Below are 25475 nucleotides of genomic sequence, written 5' to 3' on the forward strand. Positions count from 1 at the left end.
TCTATTTATTGTTCAACTTAAGGTAATCGTTATAGACGTTTTTAATACCCGTTGCTAATTCTATTTTGTACTTCCAACCAAGCGAATTCAACTTTGAAACATCGAGTAATTTTCGATAGGTACCATCAGGTTTTGACGTATCCCAAAGGATTTGACCTCTATATCCAACAATCTCTTTAACCAGTTGTGCCAAATCAAAAATCGAAATATCAACACCAGCACCAATATTTATATGTGTGTTTTTCACCTCATTTTTATCCTTAGCCAAATCTTGGAAGTCGATATTTTCCATTATAAAAACACAGGCATCAGCCATATCGTTTGAGTGTAAAAATTCCCTCATCGGCTTGCCCGAACCCCAAAGTGTAACTGTTACGGAATCATAACTCTTTTGGGGAACTCTAATTCCATATTTGTTTAAAATATTGACAATTTCATTTTCAGGTGAATTCCCACTTACCCCTTCGACAGGTAGCCTATTTAAATCCTTTCTTAAACCCTCCCAGTCGTTACATTCTAGACATTTGGCCAAGTGCATCTTTCGGATAATGGCTGGTAATACATGACTTTTCTCCAAATCGTAGTTATCGGAAGGGCCATAAAGGTTGGTTGGCATAACCGAGATAAAATTGGTGCCGTACTGCAGGTTGTACGACTCACACATTTTAATACCCGCTATCTTGGCTATAGCGTAAGGCTCATTGGTGAATTCCAGTTCCGAAGTTAAAAGGTAATCCTCCTTAATAGGTTGAGGTGCATTTTTAGGATATATGCACGAACTCCCAAGGAAAAGTAACTTTTTTACGCCCGACAAGTAAGCAGCATGTATAACATTGTTTTGAATCTGTAAATTCTCATAAATAAATTGAGCCCGATAGGTATTATTTGCTAATATCCCGCCTACCCTAGCAGCAGCAAGGAATACATACTCAGACTTCACAGTATTAAAAAAATCAAAAACTGCATTATAATCAAGCAGTTCAAGTTCTGAATGGGCACGAGTAATGATATTGTTGTAGCCCCTTTCCTTTAATTTACGAACAATGGCGGTGCCAACCAATCCGGTATGACCCGCCACATATATCCTTGACGATTTATTCACTTTTCAACGTTTTTCTTGATAACTGCTAACCTTTATTTAAATACTTTTTCTGCACTTTTTCCCAATCGGCATTTACCATTATTTTAACAAGGTCATCCAATCCTACTTTCGGTTCCCAATTCAGTATAGTTTTTGCTTTGGAGGCATCACCAACCAATAAATCAACTTCGGTGGGGCGAAAATAATCAGGATCTACCTCAACTATTACCTTCCCATTTGACTTATCAATACCCTTTTCATTTACGCCTTCGCCTTTCCACTCCAGTTCAATTCCTAGCTCCTTAAAGGCAAGCGTTGCAAATTCACGAACAGTATGTGTTTTACCAGTAGCAAGAACAAAATCTTCAGGGGTATTGTGTTGTAACATACGCCACATCCCCTCCACGTATTCTGGAGCATATCCCCAATCTCGGCGAGCATCAAGATTACCCAGGTATAACTTATCCTGTAAACCGGCCTTAATTCGGGCTGCAGCCATTGTTATTTTCCGTGTTACAAACGTTTCACCCCTTCGTGGCGACTCGTGATTGAACAGAATCCCGTTACAAGCAAAAATATTATAGGCTTCGCGATAATTAACAGTTATCCAGTATGCATAAAGCTTTGCAACGCCATAAGGACTCCTTGGGTAAAAGGGAGTTTTTTCATTTTGAGGAACTTCCTGTACCAAGCCATACAGCTCGCTAGTTGATGCCTGATAGAACTTTGTTTTTAAGCCCGTATCCTTTATAGCATCCAAAAATCGTAGAGTCCCTATGGCATCAACCTCGGCAGTATATTCAGGAACCTCAAACGAAACCTTTACATGGCTTTGCGCAGCAAGATTGTATATTTCGTCAGGCTCTACTTTTTCAAGCAATCGGTTAAGGTTGCTTGAGTCTGTCATATCGCCATAATGAAGGAACATTCTCACATCCTTGTTATGGCGATCTTTATATAGATGATCAATCCTGTGTGTATTAAAATTTGACGCTCTCCTAATAATTCCATGAACCTCGTAACCTTTTTCTAGTAAAAGTTCAGCAAGGTACGAGCCATCCTGACCTGTAATTCCCGTGATTAAAGCTTTTTTGGACATAATCGTGTTGTTCAAAGTTGAATGTTAAAAGTTCGAGGCCTGTCTGGTGTAGAAGGATAAAGGATTAAGAATAAAGGATTAAGGACTTAGTCCGGCGAAGACGGATAAAGGAAAAAGGATAAAGGGTAAAAGGAAAAGAATTAAAATAATTACAAAAAATACATTTATTGCCTTTTAGGGATTATGTATCCCTTAGTTCGTTTGATTTTTTAGAGTAATGAATTAAATAAGGTAATGCACCCATTAATCCGAAGAATGCTGGTTCGAATGGAGAATTTGAGCTAAAAAATGCATAGAAAAAGGTAACCAAATATATAATTCCAAAAATCCAATATTCTTTCCGATAAATATAGTAAAGGTATAACGATTTAACAAAGAACCAAATATAAACCAATAGACCTAACACACCCGAATATAAGAGAACAGACAAAAAAGGATTATGTGGGTAATCAAAATCTCTTTTAGGATCTTCGGGATGGAACTTTCGGGCAAACCTATAGGTATAATCAAATCCTCCGCCTATCAACTTTTGGATTAAGGTATACTTTTTAGTGTAAAGGTAAATGGCATAGCGCCATCTATCAATTCGAGGTCCGGCAAAACGGTCGTTAGCCATTAAAGGTTTAAAGTCATCGCTTATGGTATCGGCTGCACTTAGGCTTCCATGAAAGGGAAATAGACTTGCTAGATTATTCATATTTTTTTCTTCCACCAATGAAGTTTTCCTATGGTGCTTTACAACGAGCTGAGGATAGGCAAAGGTCACATAACCTTTTAGATTTTTAAAATCGGTTACACCCTTTTGGCCAAAAAGGTACGAACCATAAACACGACCTTTACCCTTAACCAAGCCACTCACCTTTAATTGAACCCACTCTCCTTTTGTTTTTAGATTATAATTTTGTTTTGAACTCCCTGTAATTTTCCCAGTTAATTCAAGCCTAACCAAATTTCCATTAAAATCGGGGGAAACATAACAGTAGACGGAACCAAAAACGGAATCACCAGGCTCTGCCATCTCCCCCCAATACAATGTTCTTGAATAATAGTTTAACCCAGACCGTTTCCCTTCGGTTGTTTTATTGTATTTAGCCCCAACTACTCCTTTTGGTACAATATCTGCATTACTCCCTTTTAAGGGATACTCTTTTAAAAAGGTTGAAGCTGTGTAAGTCTCTGGATTTTTAGGGTTATGCTTTAAAACCTTAAACTCAGGATGAGCATAAATTACATATCCCTTTAGATTTTTAAAATCTTTTGCTTTAGGAAGTTCAAAGTAAGTAGTTGAATAGTAAACTTCACCTGTTTCACCCCAATTGTTAATAGTTAGCTTCTGCCAGGTTCCTTTACGGCTAAGGTCATAGTATGTAGCGTTATTACCACCAAGTTTTTTTGAACTTCCCCCTAAGCGAACCTTTTCACCATTAAAATCATTAGAAACATAGGCAAAAACAGAAGTTTTTACCCTTTGGTTCGCTACTCTGAACCTGACTTTCCCAATTGGATTAACATTATATGCTAAATTTTTACTAACTCTGGCCTGTGTTCCCCTATCAACTTTTAATCCAACGCTCTGGTTGGGAACAATTTCAACATTATCGCCAGTTAATGGATAAACACGTTTAAAGTTTGATCCAGCCCAGGTTATAGGATTGTTAGGATCAAATTTCAGTATCTTTTCTTCGGGATATGCAAAGAGAACGTAGCCTTTAATTGAATCGGTTGGAGAATTCGCCTTTTTTCGGAAGCCAAAGCCCACGTTAGCATCTCCGTCAAAAATGTTAAATGAAATGTTTAGTTTTTGCCATGTTCCTTTTCTTTCTAAATCGTAAGTATGTTTGGTATGACCAAATATATTTCCTTCAGCGTAAAATGCAACCTCATCACCATTAAAATTAGGTGATACATACGCAAATATTGACGAATTATACCTTATATCTTTTTTAAATGTATATCTATAAAGATTTTCTCTATAGAGCCATAAACCTATGTTATCTCTATATTTAATATGTTTCTTGTAGGGCATAAAGGCAATAACACTATCCAAAGGGCCATTTCTTGTACCATCAGGCAGACGACTAACCGAAACAAATTGTTTTGTAGCCCACGTTATTGGTTCTGCAGGATCAGTAGAAATTTCTTTTAGTTCTGGATAAGCATATATTACAAACCCATTAAGATTATTAAAAGTACTATCCTTCTCTTTACAAACAAACAGGGAAACTCTTACGTCATTGCTATCAGCATAAAAACTTGTTTGAAGTTTTTGCCACTTCCCTTTCTGATCTATATCATAAAACCAATGACTTATCCCTTTTTTCCCATTTGATGAGATTCTTGCCCAATTACCATTAAAATCGCGCGACATATAACAGTAAACCGATGCTAAATAACGTCTCCCCGGCTCGAATCTACCTTCAAAAAGTTTTGAAATATAGTAAGCATTACCTTTGCTCTTCAGTGGTTGGACCCACCTCCCAACTTTTGCTCCTTGTGCATCTGAAGGAACTTCTTTTAAACCTAATTCATTGAGATTATCCACCAAATGGTAATTACCACTTGCCCATCCTGTATAAGGAAATCTTGGATCAAAATTAGCACCCCAATTTTCTTTTTTTACGTCAATATATGAAATGTCACCTCTAAATATTGACTTCCCTGATATGGTAAGCCAATTTATATATGATGATGTTACTCTCTTATTAAAATCAGAGGTAGCCAACCACTGGCTTCGTTTTAATGGGCTTACTCCAAATACCAAATACCAAAGAAAGAAAACAGTTAATAAAATGCTAGGTATAAATAGAATGGAGTTACTTCTAAAAACTTTTAAACGATTTTTATTAATAAACCAAGAACTTAACCAAAACAATAAAAATGAAACTATAAACACAGCTGCAATTATTAAACCTCGACGCGAAGTAGCCAACATTATGTTTACAAGAAGTACAATAAGGGCAAGTTGCAACAAAACGCTTTGCCACTTCTTTTTAACAGTGAATAAAAATGACGAGGCGAATAAAATACCAACAAAACAAACAAGTGTAAAAAAGTTATCGTCTATTGCAAGAGAAGTCCCTAAAGGATAACCTAACCCCTTTACCTCAAGCACCCCCCATATTTGTCCCTTTAGCTGAAAATATAACTTTAGCACTCCAGCAAATGCAAAAAGCGTACTTAAAACAACACTATGAACTCTAAACTGATTTAATGATTTTTTTAATAGTTCTTGTTTAAAATCTAATAATAAAAACGAAAAAATAAATATACAAAGAACCAATAGATTAATAGTATCCTTAAGTAAAATATCTGATAGATAACAACTTGCGACTACTGCAAAAAGCCAAGCAATTATACTAATAATCAAAGGCAGAAAAAAGCGGTATCTTTTGAAGCAAATTTCTCTCCAGCGTTTTTTATTAATGAAGTCGAATAAAGATAGAAGCGCAAATATTGCAATGAAAGGGAAAAGCAAGAACTTAACGTATTGAGGTAATGCTAACCTTATAAAAAATAGTACAAGAGAGGTTGAAAATAAAAAAAGAATAATTCGTTTAAGCATCTATGCAAATGTTAGTAAATGATAAATAACGGAACAAAAAAGAAAAAGCAATTAATTCCATTTCAGGATTTTTCTAATTTGATTAGCAATTCTTCTTTTATCGTCATTGGTTAAATTTGAACCAGAAGGTAGACATAAACCATTCTCAAATGCATGTTCAGAGAAGCCATTTGTATACGCTGGAGCACCTGAAAATACAGGTTGTAAATGCATCGGTTTCCATAGAGGGCGAGATTCAATATTATCCGCTTCTAAACCTAATCTCAAATCTTCACGGGTAATTCCTGTAATCTCAGGTTCAATTATTATTGATGTTAGCCAATAATTTGAGAATCTATTAGTCGTTTCTGTGTGAAAGGTAATTCCTCTTTTACCATCCAACATTTCACGGTAAAATTTGTTGTTTGCCCTACGTTGTTCAATACGAAGGTTCAAAACTTCTAGTTGCCCCCGTCCAATTCCAGCGACCACATTGCTCATTCTATAATTGTAACCAATATGGGAATGCTGGTAATGAGGTGCATTATCTCGCGCTTGCGTTGCAAGAAATCGTGCCTTCTGAATAAAATCATTGTTATTTGATATTAATGCGCCACCACCTGAAGTAGTAATAATTTTGTTACCATTAAATGATAATATTCCCATGCATCCAAAAGTGCCACAGAATTTATCTTTATACTTGCTTCCAAGGGCTTCAGCAGCATCTTCTATAATTGGAATCTCATACCTCTCCGCAATTGACATTATTTCATCCATTTTGGCAGGCATACCATAAAGGTGAACAACAATAATTGCTTTAGGCTTCTTCCCCTTTCTTAACCGTTCCTTAATAGCCTTTTCTAAAAGTTCAGGGTCCATATTCCAGGTTTCGGATTCACTATCCACAAATACAGGAGTAGCACCTTGATAAATAATTGGATTAGCAGTTGCAGAAAAAGTAAAAGATTGACAAATTACCTCATCGCCTTGATTTACACTAAGAAGAATTAAAGCAAGATGAATGGCTGCAGTACCAGATACTAGTGCAGCGCAATTCTTTATACCAAGATATTGAGCAAGTTCATTTTCAAAAGCATTTACATTGGGTCCAAGTGGTGCAACCCAATTAGTCTCAAAAGCTTCATTAACATACTTCAACTCATTCCCACTCATATGGGGAGATGAAAGCCAAATTTTAGAATTCATACTAAACAATAATTAATTCTTACCATTAAAAGGTTCAGTTGTAGCAAAGCCTTCTTTAGAAACACCCTCTCTCATTACAACTTTCTTTATTGTTAACAAAAGGATTTTTAAATCTAAACAAAAAGACATATTATCAACATACCAGACATCCAATTCGAATTTTCTAGTCCACGAAATATTATTCCGTCCATTTACTTGAGCCCAGCCAGTTATTCCAGGACGCACCTGATGCCTCCTAAGTTGTTCGGCAGAATAAAGTGATAAATATTCTGGTAATAACGGTCTTGGACCAATAAAACTCATATCACCCTTAAGTACATTTATCAATTGAGGCAATTCATCTAATGACAAATCTCTTAGAAACTTCCCAAATTTTTTCAACCTATACTCATCAGGTAAAAGAATACCATTTTCATCCCTTTCGTCTGTCATAGTCTTAAATTTAATGACATTGAAAATAACGCCATCCTTACCAGGTCTTGGTTGTTTAAAGAAAATATCTGTTTTATTAATAATTTTAATTAAAATGGATATTACAATCATCAAAGGAGAGAACAATATCAAAAGAATCAAAGAAAATACTATATCAAAAAAACGTTTTAAACAAAACTTGTACATACATTAATATGATTAAGTTTTCTAAACTAGAACCTACATAGGAATTAGCAATTTGTCCTATTTCTTTAATCCAAATACCCTCTCTAACTACTTTTGCAGGGTTTCCAACAACAACGCATTTGCTTTCTATATCTTTGGTAACAACAGCATTACTACCAACAACTAAATGGTTTCCTATCTTAACACCCTGCACGAGAATAGATTAATAACAGTTACACAATGGTGACCTTTATCAGTATTCGTCTTAAGATCTCTAATGTGGTTATGAGCAAGAACAAAAAAAAAAAATTAGCCAACACCTAAGTATAATAACTATATTGTATCCCTTTGGGATTATACCCCTTACGAAACCTTTCCTTAATTGCTTCTTCTAAAAATTTATGGTCCATATTTTAGGTCTTGCCATCCAAAAAAGTTGTAATAGCATCCTGATAAACAATAGGATTATCAATAGCAGAAAAAGTAAAAGACTGACAAATTACATCATCCCCGTGGTTTACACCCAAATTGATTAAAGATAAACAAATGGCAGCGGTACCGGAAACTAATGCAGAACAATACATTACACCAAGATACTAAGCAAGTTCTTTTTCAAATGCATTTACATTTGGACCGAGTGGCGCAACCCAATTGGTTTCAAAGGCTTCATAAACAAATTTAATTTCATTTCCACCCATATTGGGTGGTAAAAGCCAAATTATAGTGTTCATACTAATGAATTGAATTAAGCCTTATTATCCTCGCTGGATTACCAACAACCACAGCGTAATCAGGTATATCATTAATAACTACTGAGCCAGCTCCTATTGTACACCATTTTCCAATTTTAATATTAGGAATAACTGCTGCACCAGCTCCAATATGAGAACCTTCTCCTACAATAACATTACCACAGAGCGTTGCATTAGGAGAAACGTGAACAAAATCCTCTAAAACACAATCATGATCTACGGTTGAAGCAGTATTTAATATAACATGCGCCCCAACCTTTACACTCGATTGTACGATTGCACCCTGCATTACAACAGTACCTTTATCTATTATAACATTTGAACCTATAATTGCAGAAATGTGAATGCCAATACCAAATTCATGTTGTACTAAATTTGAAAGATTTTTTCTAATTAAATTGTTCCCTATTGAAATGATTACTTCTTCATTAATATATAATTCTGGTTGGTATCGAAAAACGGATAAAGACTCAAATTGAGTTAAATTTGCATTGTCATCAAAAAACGCCTTTACTTTTATCCTTTGAGACATCAAGATATCCCTTACAACTTTACCATGTCCACTTGCACCATATAGAATCATAATTAAACTCCATTAAACTTTTCCATTGTTACTGAATTATTTGAAGAAATACCATCACCCTTAATTACTTTAATAATTGTTAAAAATATTATCTTCAAATCTAATTTAAAAGAATTGTTGTCAACATACCATACATCTAGTTCGAATTTTTCTTTCCAACTAATTGCATTTCTTCCATTTACCTGTGCCCATTCAGTAATACCTGGTTTTACCTCATGCCTTCGCCTCTGAATATTATTATAAAGTGATAAATATTCTACAAGTAAAGGGCGTAGACCAACTAACGACATATCGCCTTTTATTACGTTTAAAAGTTGAGGAATTTCGTCTAATTATGTTTTCCTTAAAAATTTACCAATCTTTGTTAAGCGCTAATAATCAGGTAATAAATCTCCATATATATCTTTATTATCATTCATTGTCCTAGATTTTACCAATTTGAATATTTTATCTTTCAAACCTATACGCTCATGAATAAAAAAGGAGAACCTTTATATGTTAAAACTAATATTAGAGTGATGATAAATAAAATAGGAGAAAAAACACTAACAATGTTAATGCAATAACAAAGTCAATAATGTTTTTATCTATTTTTTCGTACATCTTTTAGTTTAATTAAATAATACTCTGCTAATGTAACCCTGTCAAAGTATTTCTTTGCATAATTGTATCCATTTATACCCATTAAATTAAGTTCATTTTTTGACAAGGCCAGCAGATGTCTTATTTTTTTTTCAATATCATCTAAATTTTCTGGTTCGGCATAAACTCCACAATTAGCAGTTTCAACTAATTCTCTAGATACACCATCAATAAGAAGTAGCACTGCTTTTTTGCAGGCCATGTAGTCAAATGTTTTATTTGAATATATTGTTTTAAAAGTATCGTTTTTCTTTAAAACTGATGTTCCAACATCTGAACTTAAAATATATTTAAAAACTTCGCTTTTAGGAACTGGATCTATAAATCTCACATTTTCTAATTTTCTTGTTTTTACTTCATCTATTAAATACTCCTTAAGCATTCCATCACCAATTAATTGAAACAACACATTAGTATCTCGTAATCTTTCAGCAACTTCTATTAATTGAATTAAGTGATTAGCTACACCGTGAGCTCCCACATATGTAATAACAAATTTGTCTTCAATATTATTAATTCTTCTAAATTCTTTTACATCGAGAGTATCTATTAAACTTTCAGCTAAAGAAAAATCAGCAGCATTTGGTATCATTGTTATCTTATGCTCACTTACACCTTTTTCCTTGATTAATTTTTCCTTAAATGCTGGAGTTAAAGCATTTATAAATATTGCTCTTTTATATATAAACCTCTCAAACCAAAATGAAAACTTAATTAGAAACTGGTTTTTCAAAACACCTGTATCAATAGCCGATTCTGGCCATAAATCTCTAACTTCAAAGACAAAAGGAATTTTTCTGAATTTAGATAATATGTAAGCAATGATGCCAACGAATAATGGTGGAGATGTAGCAACAATTATATCATATTTACGGTCACACTTAAATAGTCCCGCATAGGTTCCACTAAAAACAAAGGAAAAATAGGCCCAAAGCCTACCCAAAAAATTCTTATTATATGCCTCTGACACATGTGTTCTTATAACATCAACATTGTTATAAAAGCCCTTGTCAATATAAATCCACTTTCCTTTATACTTATGCGGTTTCTTACCAGAAGCGTAATGAACCATCCCTGAAATGACCGTAATTGAGTTACCTTTACTAGCCCAATGCCTGGTTATTTCATTCCAACGAGATCCTCCTCCATCATTTTTCTCTAAAAAGTATTGGTGAATTAGTAAAATTTTCATTATCTTATTTGAATAATTGTTTCACAATTATTTCCATTTAAATTGCAAATAAACTGATCAAAATTTTCTTTAACCCCATATAGTTCTGAATACCAACCTTGTTCTTTTTCAAACTTTAAATTATTCCCAAAACTATCCTTAGCCTTAATGTCTATGAGGTGTTTAAAATTAGGATTAATATTCCAATGTAATATTATGGGATCTTTACCTTTATAGTTTGTTTGGTCAATTATCCTCCACAAAGGTTTGTCTCTGTACTTAATTACTTTTCTTTTATGTACTATGTTTCTTCCTAGTAATGGGAAACCTTTAATTTCACCCACAAATTCAAATCTATCATCATATTCTTCTACTTGAGTAATGCATGTTTTGTCCAATAAAACCAAATAAATCGTGGACCTCTTAACATTTGGTCATACTGTCCAATAGATAGGGTATTATGACCTTTGGTGCCGTTGTAAAATTTTATGTATTTTTCATCTGTATTGTATTTATATGTACCAGGATCGAATAAGATATTTTCACCTTTATACCAAATGTCTAGATGTAAAGCATCTGCTTGAGAAGGCCTATCCTTATAAGCTCCACACCTAATAGTTGTTAGTACATCCTTTTCCCTAAAACCATAAAAACCTCCTATAGTATAATTTAAAAGTGAATCTTTTTCAACTTTTTCTCCTACATTATCTAAACCATACCAAAAAGAATCTTCATATAATTGATTATATAACTTAAAACCAAGCAGTAAGCCAAAAGCTTGTAATTGAGGTCTAAAATCTCTATAATGATTGTTATTTAACGGAAAGAATAACGCCCCATCATTATTTCCATAATTTGATAGCCATCCAGTTTGATCATCTTGATGATTATAAAGGAATACTAAAGTTTTCTTAAACTTATCGAATAAATTTGAGTCAAAATGTATATTATTTAACTCATTAATTTTCAGCACCCAGGTTAATATCTGGATTACTACTCTATGGTAATTATGAGAAAATTGCAAATAAGAGCCATCTTCATATATCTGATAATCAATTTCTTTCAAGAGCCACTTTTTCCCCTTCTTAGACCATTCCTCGGTATCGGGAATAAAAGGAAAAAGATATTTCGATAAATAAAGCATTGCTGTTTCTGTTATGGCATGATTATTTCTTACAGCAATACGAGAAAAATTGATATTATGATATACATGATGCAATTGCCAATAAATAGAATTTATTATTTTTTGAAATAATTCTTCCGTTAGATATTTACTTTCTTTGTAGAAAAAAAGTGCAAATGACCAGTTCATTATCCGCAAAGAAATTTCTTGCGAACATTTGTAGTTAGGTCCTTGGTTGATTGGGTTTTTATCGATAAAGTCTTCTATCTGTCCGAATACAAATTTTGAACTATCCTTGTTAAAATGATAATCATATCTGATTACATAATAAACAAAAGTAAATCTAGCTTTTTCCCACACATATTTTATGTCTCCTGCTTCTACTGAAAAATCTTCTATTTCCGACCAATGTTTATTAATGTCATATTTATAACCTGTATCCGGATTAGTAATCCAATCATAATTAGGACCTAAATTGTATTTCATTGAACTAAAATAAGTAAATGTATTACTTACAATTTCATCTCTTTTATGTTGTAAATGCTCTTTATCTTCAATTTTATAAATTGAAGTTGTTGAGTCTGGTAAAAAAAATGGAATATTTAGTCTTTTCCATTTTTCTAAAGAAATGAATTCCTTAGTTGGCGTATTGATAGGAAATTTTCTTTTTAAAAAACCTAACTTAATTTTTATTAAATAAATTATTCGGAAGGTAATATATCTTCCTCCAATATTATTTATTAAGTCTAAAATTATAAATAATTTAGATTTTCTTTTGTCATATTCCCAATATGGTACATTACTTTTTTTAATAACCTTAGCAGGATTACCTGCAACGATTGTATTAGGAGGTATACTCTTATTAACAACAGAATTACTTCCAATTATTACATTATCTCCAATAAATATCTCACCAAAAATCACAGAACCTGCACCAATATATACATTATTTCCAATAACAGGAACTTTTTTATCACCAAAATTTCTTCCTATTGTAACATTTTGTCCAATTAAGCAATTATCTCCAATAACAGAATTGCTATGTATAACAATTCCTAATCCCCAGTATCCTAGTGTAACATTTTTTCCAATTGTTGCAGAAGCAGGCACCCAAGATGAAAATATTAATCTATTTAAAATGGAAAAAAATTTCCCTATGGATTTCATCTTTCGTTTATAAAAGAAATGACCTATCCTATAATTTATTAATTCAATTCTCATAATTTATTTTTTTCAAGATAATTTATAGCTTGGTAAAAACCCATAAACATTTTTTCGACATTTGCTTCTCTTATAATTATTTTTTTTGCATTCCTTTTCATTTTATTTAATTCATCTGGATTTTTAAATAAATAGCATATTTTATCTTTTAATTCGTATTTATCATTAACTAAATAACCATTCACACCATTTTTTAAATAAAATATTTCGGGATTATGCCATACTGTTTTGAGAGTTATTACAGGAAGTCCCCAATATAGAGCATGGTTTATTCCCAATCCATTAGTACCTGGTATGCAGAATATATCTGAGCATTTATATATTTCATTAATTTGGTATATATCATATATTTCTCCAAGATAAATTATATTTTTTGAATTATTAATAATTTTTAAAAAAGATTCATTCATACCTGGACCAACTATCACTAAACCAATGGATTCATCTGTTATTAGATTACTGAAGATATCAAGTAAAATATCTAGCCTTTTTCTTTCTTGTATTCTCCCGGTAAAAAGAACTACTTTTTCATAAGTGATTTTGTATTTCTTTTTTATCTCATCATTATTTAGCTTTATATCTGGAATAGAATTAAAATCAATTGTATTATATGCTATAAAAGTTTTAATATGGTATTTTTCTTAATATATTTTAATTCGTTAGAGAATATATTATTAATGCATCTGCTATAGAATGAATACATTTGTAAATGCTTTTCTTTATAAAGTGTTTAGGATTTTCCATACTAATTCCCTGAGTCCAAATAGCAAAGGTATATTGGCTAGTTTAAAATAAAATATCAGTAACCAAGTTGTTAAATTATAAGGGTTCCAGAATAATATTATGTATTCAGGGTTTATAAAATTTAACATCTTTTTATTTTTAAAAACTTATATTCAGACCTATGTAAAGTAAATCTCTTTTCTATCTGAATATTTTTGTTTTCAAATTTAGATTTTTCTTCACTATTTATTAATAATTGTAGGTCAATATCTTTTTCTTGAAAAGATATAAAATTGATTATATAATAATATTCTATAATGAAGAAATGATTCAGAAATTAAAAGTAATTTTTCATCCAACAATGTTATTAGTTTTTGGTAATATATGATAAAAATCCGATACAACATAATAAAAGTTTAGTCGCTTGCAAATTATAATCTTAATACTTTAATTTATCTATATTTTAGAATTAATTAGCATTTAATTTTATAAACATAGTTTCAATACTTTTGACATTACAGCCACTACAGATCTTCCCTTATTAAGTTTTATATAAATTTCTGCGACGCCATTAGCTAATTCTATTTTTTTTGAACCATTTACAGTGCCAAGATTTTTAATTAATTCTCCTTTGCCTGCAATATCAAAAGTAACAATATTCCTGGCATCATAACAGATTTTACCTTTTTTATCTACTAATTCTACCTTAACCAGTAAAATATCATCTGAAATTTTCTCTTTATGTATTTTAAATTTTATTGGTTTACCCCAATTCTTTTCAATTAAAGAAAAATTAATCGAATCTACTAATATCTCTTCAGATTCAGTATGTCCAATTGCCTTGATAAAATAATTTCCAGGTCTGCATTTTAGTTTCCACTCAAATCCTGATGCAGGAAATTTATTAATATCAAAATTTTTAAGACCTTTAGATTTGCCATTAACAAATAGCTCAACAGCTTTACAATTGGAATAAACTTTTATGGGTATACTATCTGTTAGTTTATCATACCATCTATTTTTCCAAGTATGTCCATATATGTGTAAAACAGGTTCTTCTGCCCAATGTGATTGAAATACATAATAAATTTCTTTTGGTGTTAAATCTCTTTGAACTATGCCTTTAAGATTTACATGTGGTATAGGATTATTTTCCCTTAAAGGAGTCGCAAAATCTTTAAATGACCAATATAAGGCACCTGTAAACCAATTCCATTGTTCAATAGTATGTAAATACCAATCTACAAGATCACAAGCATACGTTTCAGACCAATCGCCATCTTTAGAGTATCTCATTTCGCCTTTATCAAATAGTTGAGAGTAACTTTTTTCCTCACCACTGCCATGTAATAAAGAATCGTTTTCATTTAGGTAAGGATCTGTTGAATGTCTACCATACAATGAACCAACTCCCCACTCTGCATGAATAAAATGATTAACTTCATAGAATCTTTTTTTAATTACTTTTTCATAATCCCTATAAGTCCCATTATACCAACCTGACCATATTGAAGGAGAATAAATGTCAGGAATATACTTAGCAAAATCACACCTGCGAATAGCAGTCATACGGTATGGATCTTTTTGCTTGGCAAATCGATTTAAATATGATAAAAAAGTTTTAATACTATCTTTGTTGTTATAATTAAAATCCCCTGTTAAATCAATTTCATTGCCAAGTCCCCAAATAATAATTGAAACATGATTATAATGCTGTTCTATCATTTTGGATAAAAACTCAATAATATTATTTTTATGTATAGTACCACCCAGTCCACCCCTACTCCATGGAACTTCTTCCCATACAAGTAACCCATATTTATCACATAGATTTAGAACTTCTTCTGATTGTTGATAATGAGCTAATCTGATGAAATTAGCTCCCATTTTTTTTATCATTTTAATTTCTTTTTCATGAATTTCGTAAGGTACTGCTGCACCAACCCCTGAATGATCTTCATGTAAATGAACTCCCTTAAGTAAAAGTCTTGAACCATTTAAATAAAAAGGGCCATTCTTTAGAAATTTAAAGTATCTAAAACCAATTCTAAACAATAAAGAATCACTATTTTTATTATCGTAGGAAAGAGATAATTTTAAATCATAAAGAAATGGATTAGATGGGGACCATAATTTTAAATTATTTATTGAATCAATAGAAATATTAAATTCATCTTTATGAAAACTAAAGTTAAAAGATATTAGAACACTATCTTTATTTAATAAACTACCCTTAATAATATATTCTTGTCTATGTAAAGTATCAACATATTTTGAGTTTACTTTTCCTATTATGTTTAATCTGCCATTACTTTTGAGAGAATCATAAATAGGTGTAATTTTAATGCTATCTAAAAATCTTAAAGGTTTAGTTTTTATTACTATTTTTCTAAAAAGTCCACCATAAATAGGGAAATCATTTAGATCAGAAGGTATTCTATTTAGATCTCTAGAATTATCACATCTAAAAGCTATGGGTACTTTGTTATGATATTTCCTAGACAAAGAGGGTGAGTTTTTATCCACTGAACATACTCTGTTATATCGAATTCTGAATCTTGATAAGAAGAAACAGTTTCTCCAACAAATTTATCATATATATAAATATTTATTTTAGGCCCACCACCATAAATTTTTAAAATATACCTTAATTTATTATTATTATTAATCTCAATAAAAGTTCTATACCAAACAGGTCCTTGATAATAACCAGGCTGTTCATCCAATACATCAAAAGAATTATAACAATGCGGCAATGTTACACTTTCCCATTTGGGTAAAAGATGAAGATTTTTATCTCTCCATACTTCCCAAATTCCGCCTAAATCACCTTTATAAAACTCTGCGTATTTTAAAATTTGCTCTTGAGCATTTGTATTATAAACAAATAACGTTAATAAAAAGAAAGTATATTTATAATACGAAAAGAACTCATAATTTAGGCAAAAACTTTACTTAGCTGTTGGAATAAAAAAATGAAAAATATTGCAATAATTAAATAAATAACAAATATATCAATTCCATTGCCTCGAACAATATACAGAAAAATATAATAAGAATATAGTAAAGAGATATGACTAATTCTAGTATCCCTTTCTTTAATAATTTTCAATAGATTATTATATATTGAGTTAAATATTATAAATATTATTAGTAAAAATACTAAGCCGAAGATATGAAAATTCAAAAACTTCTGCTTGAAAAGCAATTGGATAAGAACCACCTATCTTTCTAAAATCAGGTGAAACTGTATTTGTATATATATCAACCATGCTTCTAGGCTTATATGGAAAAACAAATCTTGGGATAGGAAAAATAAAAATTTTATGATAGACTCTCCATAAATAATCTTCTTGGGTTGCTCAATAATAATATTAATAGCATTGTTTGTGTTGTACGTTGTACTTGATATTTCAAGATTATTCATAAAATACTTTAAAAACTTTTCAGAAGTAATGTATTCTGCAACATGATGTTTAACTTCTGATATAGAACTTACATTATAACCTCCATAACCTCTTAATATTGACATAATGATTATTAAATATAAAATAACCAAAGTAAATGTAATCATTGATAAGATATTCTTAATTGTATATCTAAAAGTTCCATTATGAAGTTCAAGTAAAGCAATAGGTAAAATTAAAAATATTGCTTCACGTTTGCTATGAAAGGAAAAACTAACAAAAATAAATATAATTATTAGATATATTATTAATCTGAATTTGATTTTATTTTTATACAGGTAGTATATTAACAACAAAGCAATTACACTTTTAGGTATAATAGCGAAATTATTACTTCCACCTAAAAAGATAAATTTAAATTAAAATACGAAAATAAAGCAAAAACAGTCCAGATAATTATATTTATAAAATTATCATAAATTCTAAACTTTTGTTTAATTATATTTTTTAAAATTTAATGGAATTTCTCTTGAGAATAAAATAATCAAATTAGAAAAGTTAAAATATGTTGTTATTAATGGGAAATTTTTTATTTTAAAAATCATTTACCCATTCAATCTTTAATATATATCCATTAATAAATGCCCAACTTCCTATTAGAAAATTAATATTTAAATACAGAAGGGCAAGAAAAGTTGGAGAAAGTATTACTGAAAACTATTTTTTCTAAGTATAGATATATGAAAAGAAAATTGTTTGAATAAAATAATTATAAACTAAAAGTTTTTGAATATGAATGTTGCTAAGAGCCATGGGTAGTAATGAGACAATAATGTATATCAAATAAAATATCAATTTGTTCTTTTTTATAAACATAAATTAATTTTTAATTGAATAAATTTCTACACCAGCCATCAATACAGAGATAATAAGGAAAAATGGTAGTAAATGAATTAATCCATTATAAAATAAGATTATGACTGAAATAAATATAATTGAGATAATCGTTTTAGAATTTCCAAGTTTTCTAATATTAGTGCTAATAAAATTTGTAAAAATCATAATTACTAGGTAGGATATAACAGAACTATATGCTGCTCCGACTATTCCATATCTTGGTATAAAAATTAAATTCAAAATGATTGAAGAAATTGCAGCTAAACCACTTGCAATTGGAAGAAAATGTGTCATGTTTTTGAGCGTTAATCTGTAATTCCCTTGATGGTAAAAGGGGATTATTAATATTGATAGCATTAAAATTCTAAAAGATTCCTCAGAAGATAGATAATCATTACTATAATAATTAATGATAAATTTAAACGAATACCATAATAAAAATGCAAATATTGAGATAAAAATAAACATTGAATTAGTATATAACAATAAATTTTTTTCAGAACTTTCATTTACTGTCTTTGATTTGTACAAATAAGGTTGAAAGACTAGCCCCCCAATATATAGAATTAAAAAGAGTGAGAAACTTAAGGAATAAGCGAATGTAAATATTCCTACGTATTTTGTTCCTAAATAATATTCAATCATATAACGATTAATAAACATGTTTATAGCATTACTTAACGAATGAAAAATTATAGGGAAACCAAACCAAAAGAAAATTTTTAAATTTAGGTTCTGCCTTTATTATCTCTTTTAGACTAAAATCTTTCTTAAGAGATAGAATTATTTGTACTAAATTAAAAGTAATTGCACAAAATAATCCTATGGGATATAAATATTTAGAATTAGGAATTAGAAACGCGAGAATTACTACAAAAGTAAATTTTGCAAACTGGTATGATACTCTTATTTTTAGATATCTATCTTTATCTTCATTTACTCTTAAATAATTTAATATAATTTCTCTTACTGCTAAAAGCGGAATTACCAAAATAACAATCATTATTGGAATTGAACGATATGCAAAAAAGAACTGAAAAATATAATTGGAATAATAACTACATTCCATTTTATAAAAATTGATGATATAGATTTAAAAAATGTAACTTTAAAATATTTAAATCTTTCGTAAAATCTTAAAACTACTAATTGTTGACCATTAAGAGAAATTGGTAATATAATATTCTCAAATGCAATTAAAATTGATATAAATCCAAAAGATGTTAACGATACAATCTTAGGCAGGATCATTAATAAGGACCAATTAAGTCCTTTAGCAATAACTTCTGCAATAGCATATGTTTTTAATAAATTAAGATATTTTTTTATCATCTTTCAATAATAATATTAACTATTCGTTCACTTGCTTTTCCATCGCCATAAGGGTTGTGGGCTCTAGACATTGTTTGGTAATATTTTTTATCAGAAATTAACAGATTTACTTTTGAAACTATCAAATCTTTATTTGTTCCAACCAACTCGACTGTTCCTGCCTCAACAGCTTCAGGTCTTTCAGTAGTATTGCGCATAACTAAAACAGGTTTACCTAAACTAGGGGCTTCCTCCTGTATTCCACCACTGTCAGTTAGCACTAAGTAACTTAAATGCATTAAATAAATAAAAGGTAAATAATCCAAAGGTGGGAGTAAATAAACATTTTCTATGCCACCAAGTATATCATAAACAGGTCTCTGAACGTTAGGGTTAAGATGCACCGGATATATTAAATCAAAGTTTTTATTTCTTAGAGCAATTTCTTTTATTGCATGACAAATATTAATAAAGCCATCACCAAAATTTTCACGACGATGTCCAGTTATTAATATTGATTTACGATCATCATTTTGAAGTTTATAAATGTTCTCATAACCTGCTTTTATTAATTGTTCTATAACAGCCTCCTTGATAACCTTCCCTGATTTAATTTTATTTAATGCTAAATGTAAAGCGTCGATAACTGTATTTCCTGTTACGAAAATGCATTGTGGCTTAACACCCTCATTAAGAAGATTTTGTTTAGATCGTTCAGTTGGTGCAAAATGATAGGTGGCAATTCTACCTGTTATTTGTCTGTTCATTTCCTCTGGCCAGGGAGAATAAATATCATAAGTCCTTAGACCTGCCTCAACATGTCCAACAGGAATTTTTTCATAGAAAGAAGCTAATGCAGCCATACTAGAAGTGGTTGTATCGCCATGAACTAATACTACATCTGGCTTAAATTCTCTTAAAACAGCTCTGATTTCAATTAAAACTTTGGCAGAAATGTCATAAAGGTCCTGTCCTGGTCGCATTATATTTAAATCGTAATCGGGTATTATATCAAATATTTGCAAGACTTGATCAAGCATCTCACGATGTTGTGCAGTAACACAAACTTTGGTTTCGAAACGTATTTCATCTGATTTGAAAGCCTTTACAACCGGCGCCATTTTTATTGCTTCAGGTCTTGTACCAAAAACAATCAATATTCTTTTTTTCATTCGTTCTAAAATTTTTATAAAATTAAAAGACTTTTCTAGTATTTAATACGAAAACACTCAAGTAGTATTAATCGATTTAAATAACCTGAAACTATCCAATTGAAAATCTTGAGAATTTTATTAACTATTTTCTTACACCGCAAAAATCAAGTTCTATTTTACTTAAGTCTTTTTCAATCAATTTGTATTGCTTATGTGCAACTAGGAATACAACAATATCAGCTTTTTTATATGCCTCCAAATAATCAACATTATTATACTCTTTATAATGCTCAACATTTGGCTCATTGATAAAAAAATTCACAGCTAAACTTTTATCATTAACCAGATGCTCAACAACTTCAAGAGCTGGAGATTCCCTCAAATCATCAATATCTGGCTTAAAAGCTAACCCCATCAAAGCAACATAAGGTCTTTTATTGTATTTATTTGAAAATTCGTTAATAGCCTTCTTTATCTGTTCAATAACCCATAAAGGTTTGTAATTGTTTATTTCACGAGCAATTCTTATAATTTTTGCTTCATTGGGAAAATCACTAACAATAAACCATGGATCTATTGCAATGCAATGCCCACCAACCCCCGTGCCAGGCCACAAAATGTTAACTCTTGGATGCATGTTTGCCAATTTAATAAGTTCCCAAACATTTATACCTGCCTTATGGCATATTAAGGAAAGTTCATTTGCAAATGCAATATTAACATCCCTAAAAGAATTCTCGGTCAACTTACACATCTCTGCTGTTCTAGCATTTGTAGGATGTAAGTTAGATTTTACAAATGTTCCATAAAATTCTGTTGCTTTTACAGTAGATACTTCATCAATGCCTCCTATAACCCTATCGTTATTTTCAAGCTCATATATTACATTACCTGGTAAGACTCTCTCTGGACAATAAGCAATATAAATTTTACCTTTTAGCTCTGGTCTTTCATGGTAGATTATTTCTGCCATCTTTTCTGTTGTGCCAACAGGACTAGTTGACTCAATTATAAAGAGGTTACCTTCTTTTAGATATGGAATAACGCTTTGGGTAGCATTTTCAACAAAAGAAATATCTGGTTCATGATCACCTTTAAAGGGTGTTGGAACAGCAATTACAAAAACATCTGCAGGTTCAGGTTCCTTTTGTGCTCTTAACATTCCATTCTCAACAACATGTTTAACCAAACCATCAAGATCTGGCTCAACTATATGAATTTTACCTTGATTGATGGTTTCTACAACCTTCTCATTAATATCGACTCCAATGACATTGATATTATTCTTTGCAATTAATGCTGCAGTTGGTAAGCCAATATAGCCTAATCCTAAAAAAACAACTTTTGATTTCTTGATATTCATAACTTTATTTTTGGATTATTATCAATCATTAAAAATTCTTTATACCACTCCACAAATCTCTTAACTCCAATCCTGATATCGGTATTCGGCTGATAATCTAAATCTGATACTAAATCAGACACATCCGCCCATGTGGCCGGAACATCGCCGGGCTGTAAGGGAAGGAAGTTTTGAATGGCTTTTTTGCCCAGAGCCTCCTCAATGGCCTCAATGAAATCTAAAAGCTTAACTGGTTTGCTATTACCAATGTTATAGACCTTATACGGTGCTACGGAGGTGCCCGGGTCGGGCTGCTTTCCTGTCCATTCGGGATTTCCGACAGGAGGATTATCGATTACGCGAACAATACCCTCAACTATATCATCAATGTATGTGAAGTCTCGCTGCATGTTGCCGTTGTTGTAAACATCAATGGGTTTGCCCTCAATAATTGCCTTGGTGAATAGGAAAAGAGCCATATCGGGGCGGCCCCATGGACCATATACTGTAAAGAACCGCAAACCGGTAGTAGGTATCCCGTACAGGTAGCTGTAGGTATGAGCCATTAGCTCGTTACTCTTTTTGCTTGCAGCATAAAGGCTTATGGGGTGATCAACGTTATGGTGTACCGAAAAGGGCATCTCTTCGTTTAACCCATAAACACTTGAACTGCTGGCATATGCAAGGTGCCTTACGCCGTTGTGTCGACAACCTTCAAGTATATTTAGGAAGCCACTAATATTACTGTCAATATAGGTAAATGGATTCTGCAGGCTATACCTAACTCCTGCCTGAGCAGCCAGGTTGCAAACTTTATCGAACTTTTCCTGTTCAAATAGTTTTAGAATTGCTTTTCGGTCCTCTAGCTTTAACTTAATAAAACGGTAATTGGGATACTTTATGCTTTGAACAAACTTTCCATTCTCAATTTTGTTTCTATCGATTCCCGTTTGTTCAAGTCGAGCATATTTCAGGTTAACATCATAGTAATCGTTAATACAATCGAGTCCAACTACTTCGTCACCACGCTCAAGCATACGCTTGGCAAGATGAAAGCCGATAAAGCCTGCGGTACCGGTGAGGAGGTGTTTCATAGGTTTAAGGTTCAAGGTTCAAGGTTCAAGGTTTAAGGTTCAAGGTTCAAGGTTCAAGGTTTAAGGTTCAAGGTTCAAGGTTCAAGGTTTAAGGTTCAAGGTTCAAGGTTTAAGGTTCAAGGTTCAAGAGCTTGTCCGGCTTCGCCGGGTTTAAGGTTCAAGAGTTTGTATGGGTCGAGAGGGTTTTTGATTCGCGGTTTCGTCATTCTTTACTTTTCCGCTTTATATTTGCTTCCTCTATAACCAGAACTTTTTAAGTAATTAATTAAAGATGAAATCTTTTTGCTTAATATTACTGTTTTTTCAATAATTTCCTTAGTTTCACTATCTGATATATATCCAAAATCATAAGCTCTATATAATTGTGACCTAGTTTCGCCGCACGAACCTTTGGCAACATATAAAAACTGAATAAATTCTTTATTTCCTCCTCTTTCAAAACCTTCTGCTATATTATCCATAATTGAGCCACATGAGGAAAGAATTTGATTTTTTAAATTAAAATTTTTGCTAAAATTTTCTTTCTCAGTTATCACACGGATAGTTTTGCACAATTCCCTTGCCTCCTGCCATATATCCAAATTTTCAAATTGTTCTATTTTCATTGTTAAAAATAAGAAACAAATTTTATAAGGAAAGCAACTTCAAAACTTACTTACAAACTCATCAAAAAAGATGTAAATTATAATGCTCGAAATTTGTAAGTACTAGTGCTAAGATAACTTCGAACTTTGAACCTCGAACTTTGAACCTCGAACTTTGAACTTCGAACTTTGAACTTCGAACTTCGAACTTCGAACTAATAGCTTTTCCCAATCGCTTTGACCTTAAACCCAATTTCCATTAGTTTTTTATGGTCGAGGATATTTCGGCCATCGAAGATGAATGCGGGTTTTTTCATGTTAACGTAAATGCGTTGCCAATCGTAGGTCTTGAACTCATCCCATTCGGTGATAATGGCAATGGCATGAGCGTCCCTACATGCTTCATAAGGGTCAGTAACCACTGTAAGATGTTTTCTATTTTCCTCGGGCGATCGGGTTCCTAAATAGTCCAAATCGGCAAACATGCTCTTAGCTGGTACCTTGGGGTCGTACACCCAAATATTTGCCATATCGTTAAGTAGATGATCGGCAACATAAATTGCAGCGCTTTCACGAGTGTCGTTTGTATCCTTTTTAAATGCCCAGCCTAACATTGCTATTTTCTTACCGCTAACGGTATTGAAAAGGGTATGGATTATATTCTGTGCAAAGCGGCGTTTCTGGTAATCGTTAAGGGCGATTACCTGCTCCCAGTAGCGGGCAACCTCGGGTAAACCAAAGAATTCGCAAAGGTAAACCAGGTTTAAAATATCCTTTTGGAAACAAGATCCTCCAAAACCAACAGAAGCCTTTAGGAACTTTGAGCCGATGCGAGAGTCGGTACCAATGGCGTAGGCAACCTCATCAATATCGGCATCGGTTACCTCGCAAAGTGCTGAGATACTATTGATTGAGGAGATACGTTGAGCCAGGAAGGCATTGGCGGTAAGCTTTGAGAGCTCCGAAGACCATAAGCGGGTTTGGATAATACGTTCGCGAGGTACCCAGCTAGCATATACTTGTGTCAGCTCCTCAATGGCCGCTAACCCCTCAGGGGTTTGGTCACCTCCAATTAGAACACGGTCTGGTTCCAACAAATCCTTTATTGCAGTGCCCTCTGCAAGAAATTCAGGATTTGATAGCACCTGAAAACGAGCTTTATTGCCAGTTTCGGAAAGTATTGTTTTAATTGCCTGAGCTGTACGTACCGGTAGGGTTGATTTCTCAACAACAATCTTATCGGTAGTAGCCACCTCGGCTATCTGTCGGGCACAAAGTTCGACATAGCGCAAATCGGCTGCTCTCCCCTTTCCCAGTCCATAAGTTTTAGTTGGAGTATTTACGCTGATAAAAATCATGTCAGCCTCACGAATGCCCTTTTCGATATCAGTATCAAAGAAGAGGTTACGACCACGAGCCTGTTTTACTACTTCGAGTAATCCCGGCTCATAAACAGGCAGTTCATCGGTATTCCATGCAGCAATCCGTTCTGCATTGATATCAACAACATTTACCTTTATATTTGGATTCTTTAGTGCGATTACAGCCATGGTTGGACCACCTACGTAACCTGCACCTATACAGCATATGTTTTTTACCATGATAATATGTTTAAAGTTTAAAGTTTAAAGTTTAATGTTCAAGATAAAAGATAAAGGACAGACTGATTCAGGGGAAGACGAATACAGATTCAAAATTCAAGATTCCAGAATTTGAAAGGCTTTGACAGATTCAAAATCAAAACTAGTCTTTAAAAGATGGATAAAGATGTAATTAAAGATTAAATAAGTTGGAATATGAGAAAAAAGTAACATATAAGCAAACAATCCTAATTTCTCCTTTAACTATTTACAACTAACCATTCACCATTCTACAGCTTCGCCCTGTCAGTCACACAAATTAAATGCATGACCTACCCATTTTTGTTATGCGAAAATAATACATTTC

The 25475-nt window shown here is 32.0% G+C and carries 19 protein-coding genes and 1 pseudogene; all 20 read right to left on the reverse strand.

Annotation, left to right across the window (positions count from 1 at the left end; all coding sequences use genetic code 11):
* Position 1: 1 nt before the first annotated feature.
* Positions 2-1102 carry a GDP-L-fucose synthase family protein gene (locus FHG85_RS08090; RefSeq protein WP_173074765.1) on the reverse strand — a complete coding sequence of 367 codons (1101 nt, stop codon included), beginning with the start codon at positions 1100-1102 and terminating at the stop codon, positions 2-4.
* Positions 1103-1127: 25 nt separating this feature from the next.
* Positions 1128-2180 carry a GDP-mannose 4,6-dehydratase gene (gene gmd, locus FHG85_RS08095; RefSeq protein WP_173074767.1) on the reverse strand — a complete coding sequence of 351 codons (1053 nt, stop codon included), beginning with the start codon at positions 2178-2180 and terminating at the stop codon, positions 1128-1130.
* A 181-nt stretch (positions 2181-2361) separates the two neighbouring features.
* Complete coding sequence (locus FHG85_RS08100) at positions 2362-5742, reverse strand: hypothetical protein (protein WP_173074769.1); 3381 nt, start codon at positions 5740-5742, stop codon at positions 2362-2364.
* Positions 5743-5793: 51 nt separating this feature from the next.
* Positions 5794-6927, reverse strand: a complete 1134-nt coding sequence (locus FHG85_RS08105) for a DegT/DnrJ/EryC1/StrS family aminotransferase (protein ID WP_173074772.1) — start codon at positions 6925-6927, stop codon at positions 5794-5796.
* A 12-nt stretch (positions 6928-6939) separates the two neighbouring features.
* Positions 6940-7545, reverse strand: coding sequence for a sugar transferase (locus tag FHG85_RS08110; protein ID WP_173074774.1), 606 nt, complete (start codon positions 7543-7545; stop codon positions 6940-6942).
* A gap of 392 nt (positions 7546-7937) precedes the next feature.
* Positions 7938-8108, reverse strand: coding sequence for a DegT/DnrJ/EryC1/StrS family aminotransferase (locus FHG85_RS13260; RefSeq protein ID WP_246249188.1), 171 nt, complete (start codon positions 8106-8108; stop codon positions 7938-7940).
* A 12-nt stretch (positions 8109-8120) separates the two neighbouring features.
* Positions 8121-8255, reverse strand: a complete 135-nt coding sequence (locus tag FHG85_RS13265; RefSeq protein ID WP_246249190.1) for a DegT/DnrJ/EryC1/StrS family aminotransferase — start codon at positions 8253-8255, stop codon at positions 8121-8123.
* Position 8256: 1 nt separating this feature from the next.
* Entirely contained in the window at positions 8257-8859 is a 603-nt protein-coding gene (locus FHG85_RS08120) for an acetyltransferase (protein WP_173074776.1), read from the reverse strand.
* Between the two features lie 2 nt (positions 8860-8861).
* Positions 8862-9462 (reverse strand): annotated as a pseudogene (locus FHG85_RS08125) (sugar transferase).
* Positions 9443-10693, reverse strand: a complete 1251-nt coding sequence (locus FHG85_RS08130; RefSeq protein WP_173074778.1) for a glycosyltransferase family 4 protein — start codon at positions 10691-10693, stop codon at positions 9443-9445. Before FHG85_RS08130 ends, FHG85_RS08125 begins: the two are co-directional and overlap by 20 nt.
* A complete protein-coding gene (locus FHG85_RS08135; RefSeq protein WP_173074781.1) occupies positions 10693-11070 on the reverse strand; it encodes a hypothetical protein in 378 nt (125 codons plus the stop codon). The genes FHG85_RS08130 and FHG85_RS08135 overlap by 1 nt, the downstream gene beginning before the upstream one ends.
* Positions 11043-13016, reverse strand: a complete 1974-nt coding sequence (locus tag FHG85_RS08140) for a heparinase II/III family protein (protein WP_173074783.1) — start codon at positions 13014-13016, stop codon at positions 11043-11045. Before FHG85_RS08140 ends, FHG85_RS08135 begins: the two co-directional genes overlap by 28 nt.
* On the reverse strand, positions 13013-13645 hold the full coding sequence (locus tag FHG85_RS08145; protein WP_173076826.1) for a glycosyltransferase family 4 protein: 633 nt from the start codon (positions 13643-13645) through the stop codon (positions 13013-13015). Before FHG85_RS08145 ends, FHG85_RS08140 begins: the two co-directional genes overlap by 4 nt.
* 580 nt (positions 13646-14225) lie before the next feature.
* On the reverse strand, positions 14226-16265 hold the full coding sequence (locus FHG85_RS08150) for a glycoside hydrolase family 2 TIM barrel-domain containing protein (RefSeq protein WP_173074785.1): 2040 nt from the start codon (positions 16263-16265) through the stop codon (positions 14226-14228).
* 1760 nt (positions 16266-18025) lie between these two features.
* On the reverse strand, positions 18026-18337 hold the full coding sequence (locus tag FHG85_RS13420; protein WP_449649457.1) for a hypothetical protein: 312 nt from the start codon (positions 18335-18337) through the stop codon (positions 18026-18028).
* Positions 18338-19371: 1034 nt separating this feature from the next.
* The gene (gene wecB / locus FHG85_RS08160) at positions 19372-20526 is read right to left on the reverse strand and encodes a non-hydrolyzing UDP-N-acetylglucosamine 2-epimerase (protein ID WP_173074789.1); all 1155 of its coding nucleotides are present in this window, start codon (positions 20524-20526) and stop codon (positions 19372-19374) included.
* Positions 20527-20650: 124 nt separating this feature from the next.
* Entirely contained in the window at positions 20651-21871 is a 1221-nt protein-coding gene (gene wecC / locus FHG85_RS08165) for a UDP-N-acetyl-D-mannosamine dehydrogenase (RefSeq protein ID WP_173074791.1), read from the reverse strand.
* Positions 21868-22944, reverse strand: coding sequence for an NAD-dependent epimerase (locus tag FHG85_RS08170; protein WP_173074793.1), 1077 nt, complete (start codon positions 22942-22944; stop codon positions 21868-21870). The genes wecC and FHG85_RS08170 overlap by 4 nt, the downstream gene beginning before the upstream one ends.
* 209 nt (positions 22945-23153) lie before the next feature.
* Positions 23154-23549: a four helix bundle protein gene (locus FHG85_RS08175; protein ID WP_173074795.1), complete on the reverse strand. Its 396-nt coding sequence runs from the start codon at positions 23547-23549 to the stop codon at positions 23154-23156.
* A gap of 194 nt (positions 23550-23743) precedes the next feature.
* A complete protein-coding gene (locus FHG85_RS08180; protein WP_173074797.1) occupies positions 23744-25129 on the reverse strand; it encodes a UDP-glucose 6-dehydrogenase in 1386 nt (461 codons plus the stop codon).
* Between the last annotated feature and the right edge of the window lie 346 nt (positions 25130-25475).

The organism is Tenuifilum thalassicum (assembly GCF_013265555.1).
Classification (GTDB): Bacteria; Bacteroidota; Bacteroidia; order Bacteroidales; family Tenuifilaceae; genus Tenuifilum; species Tenuifilum thalassicum.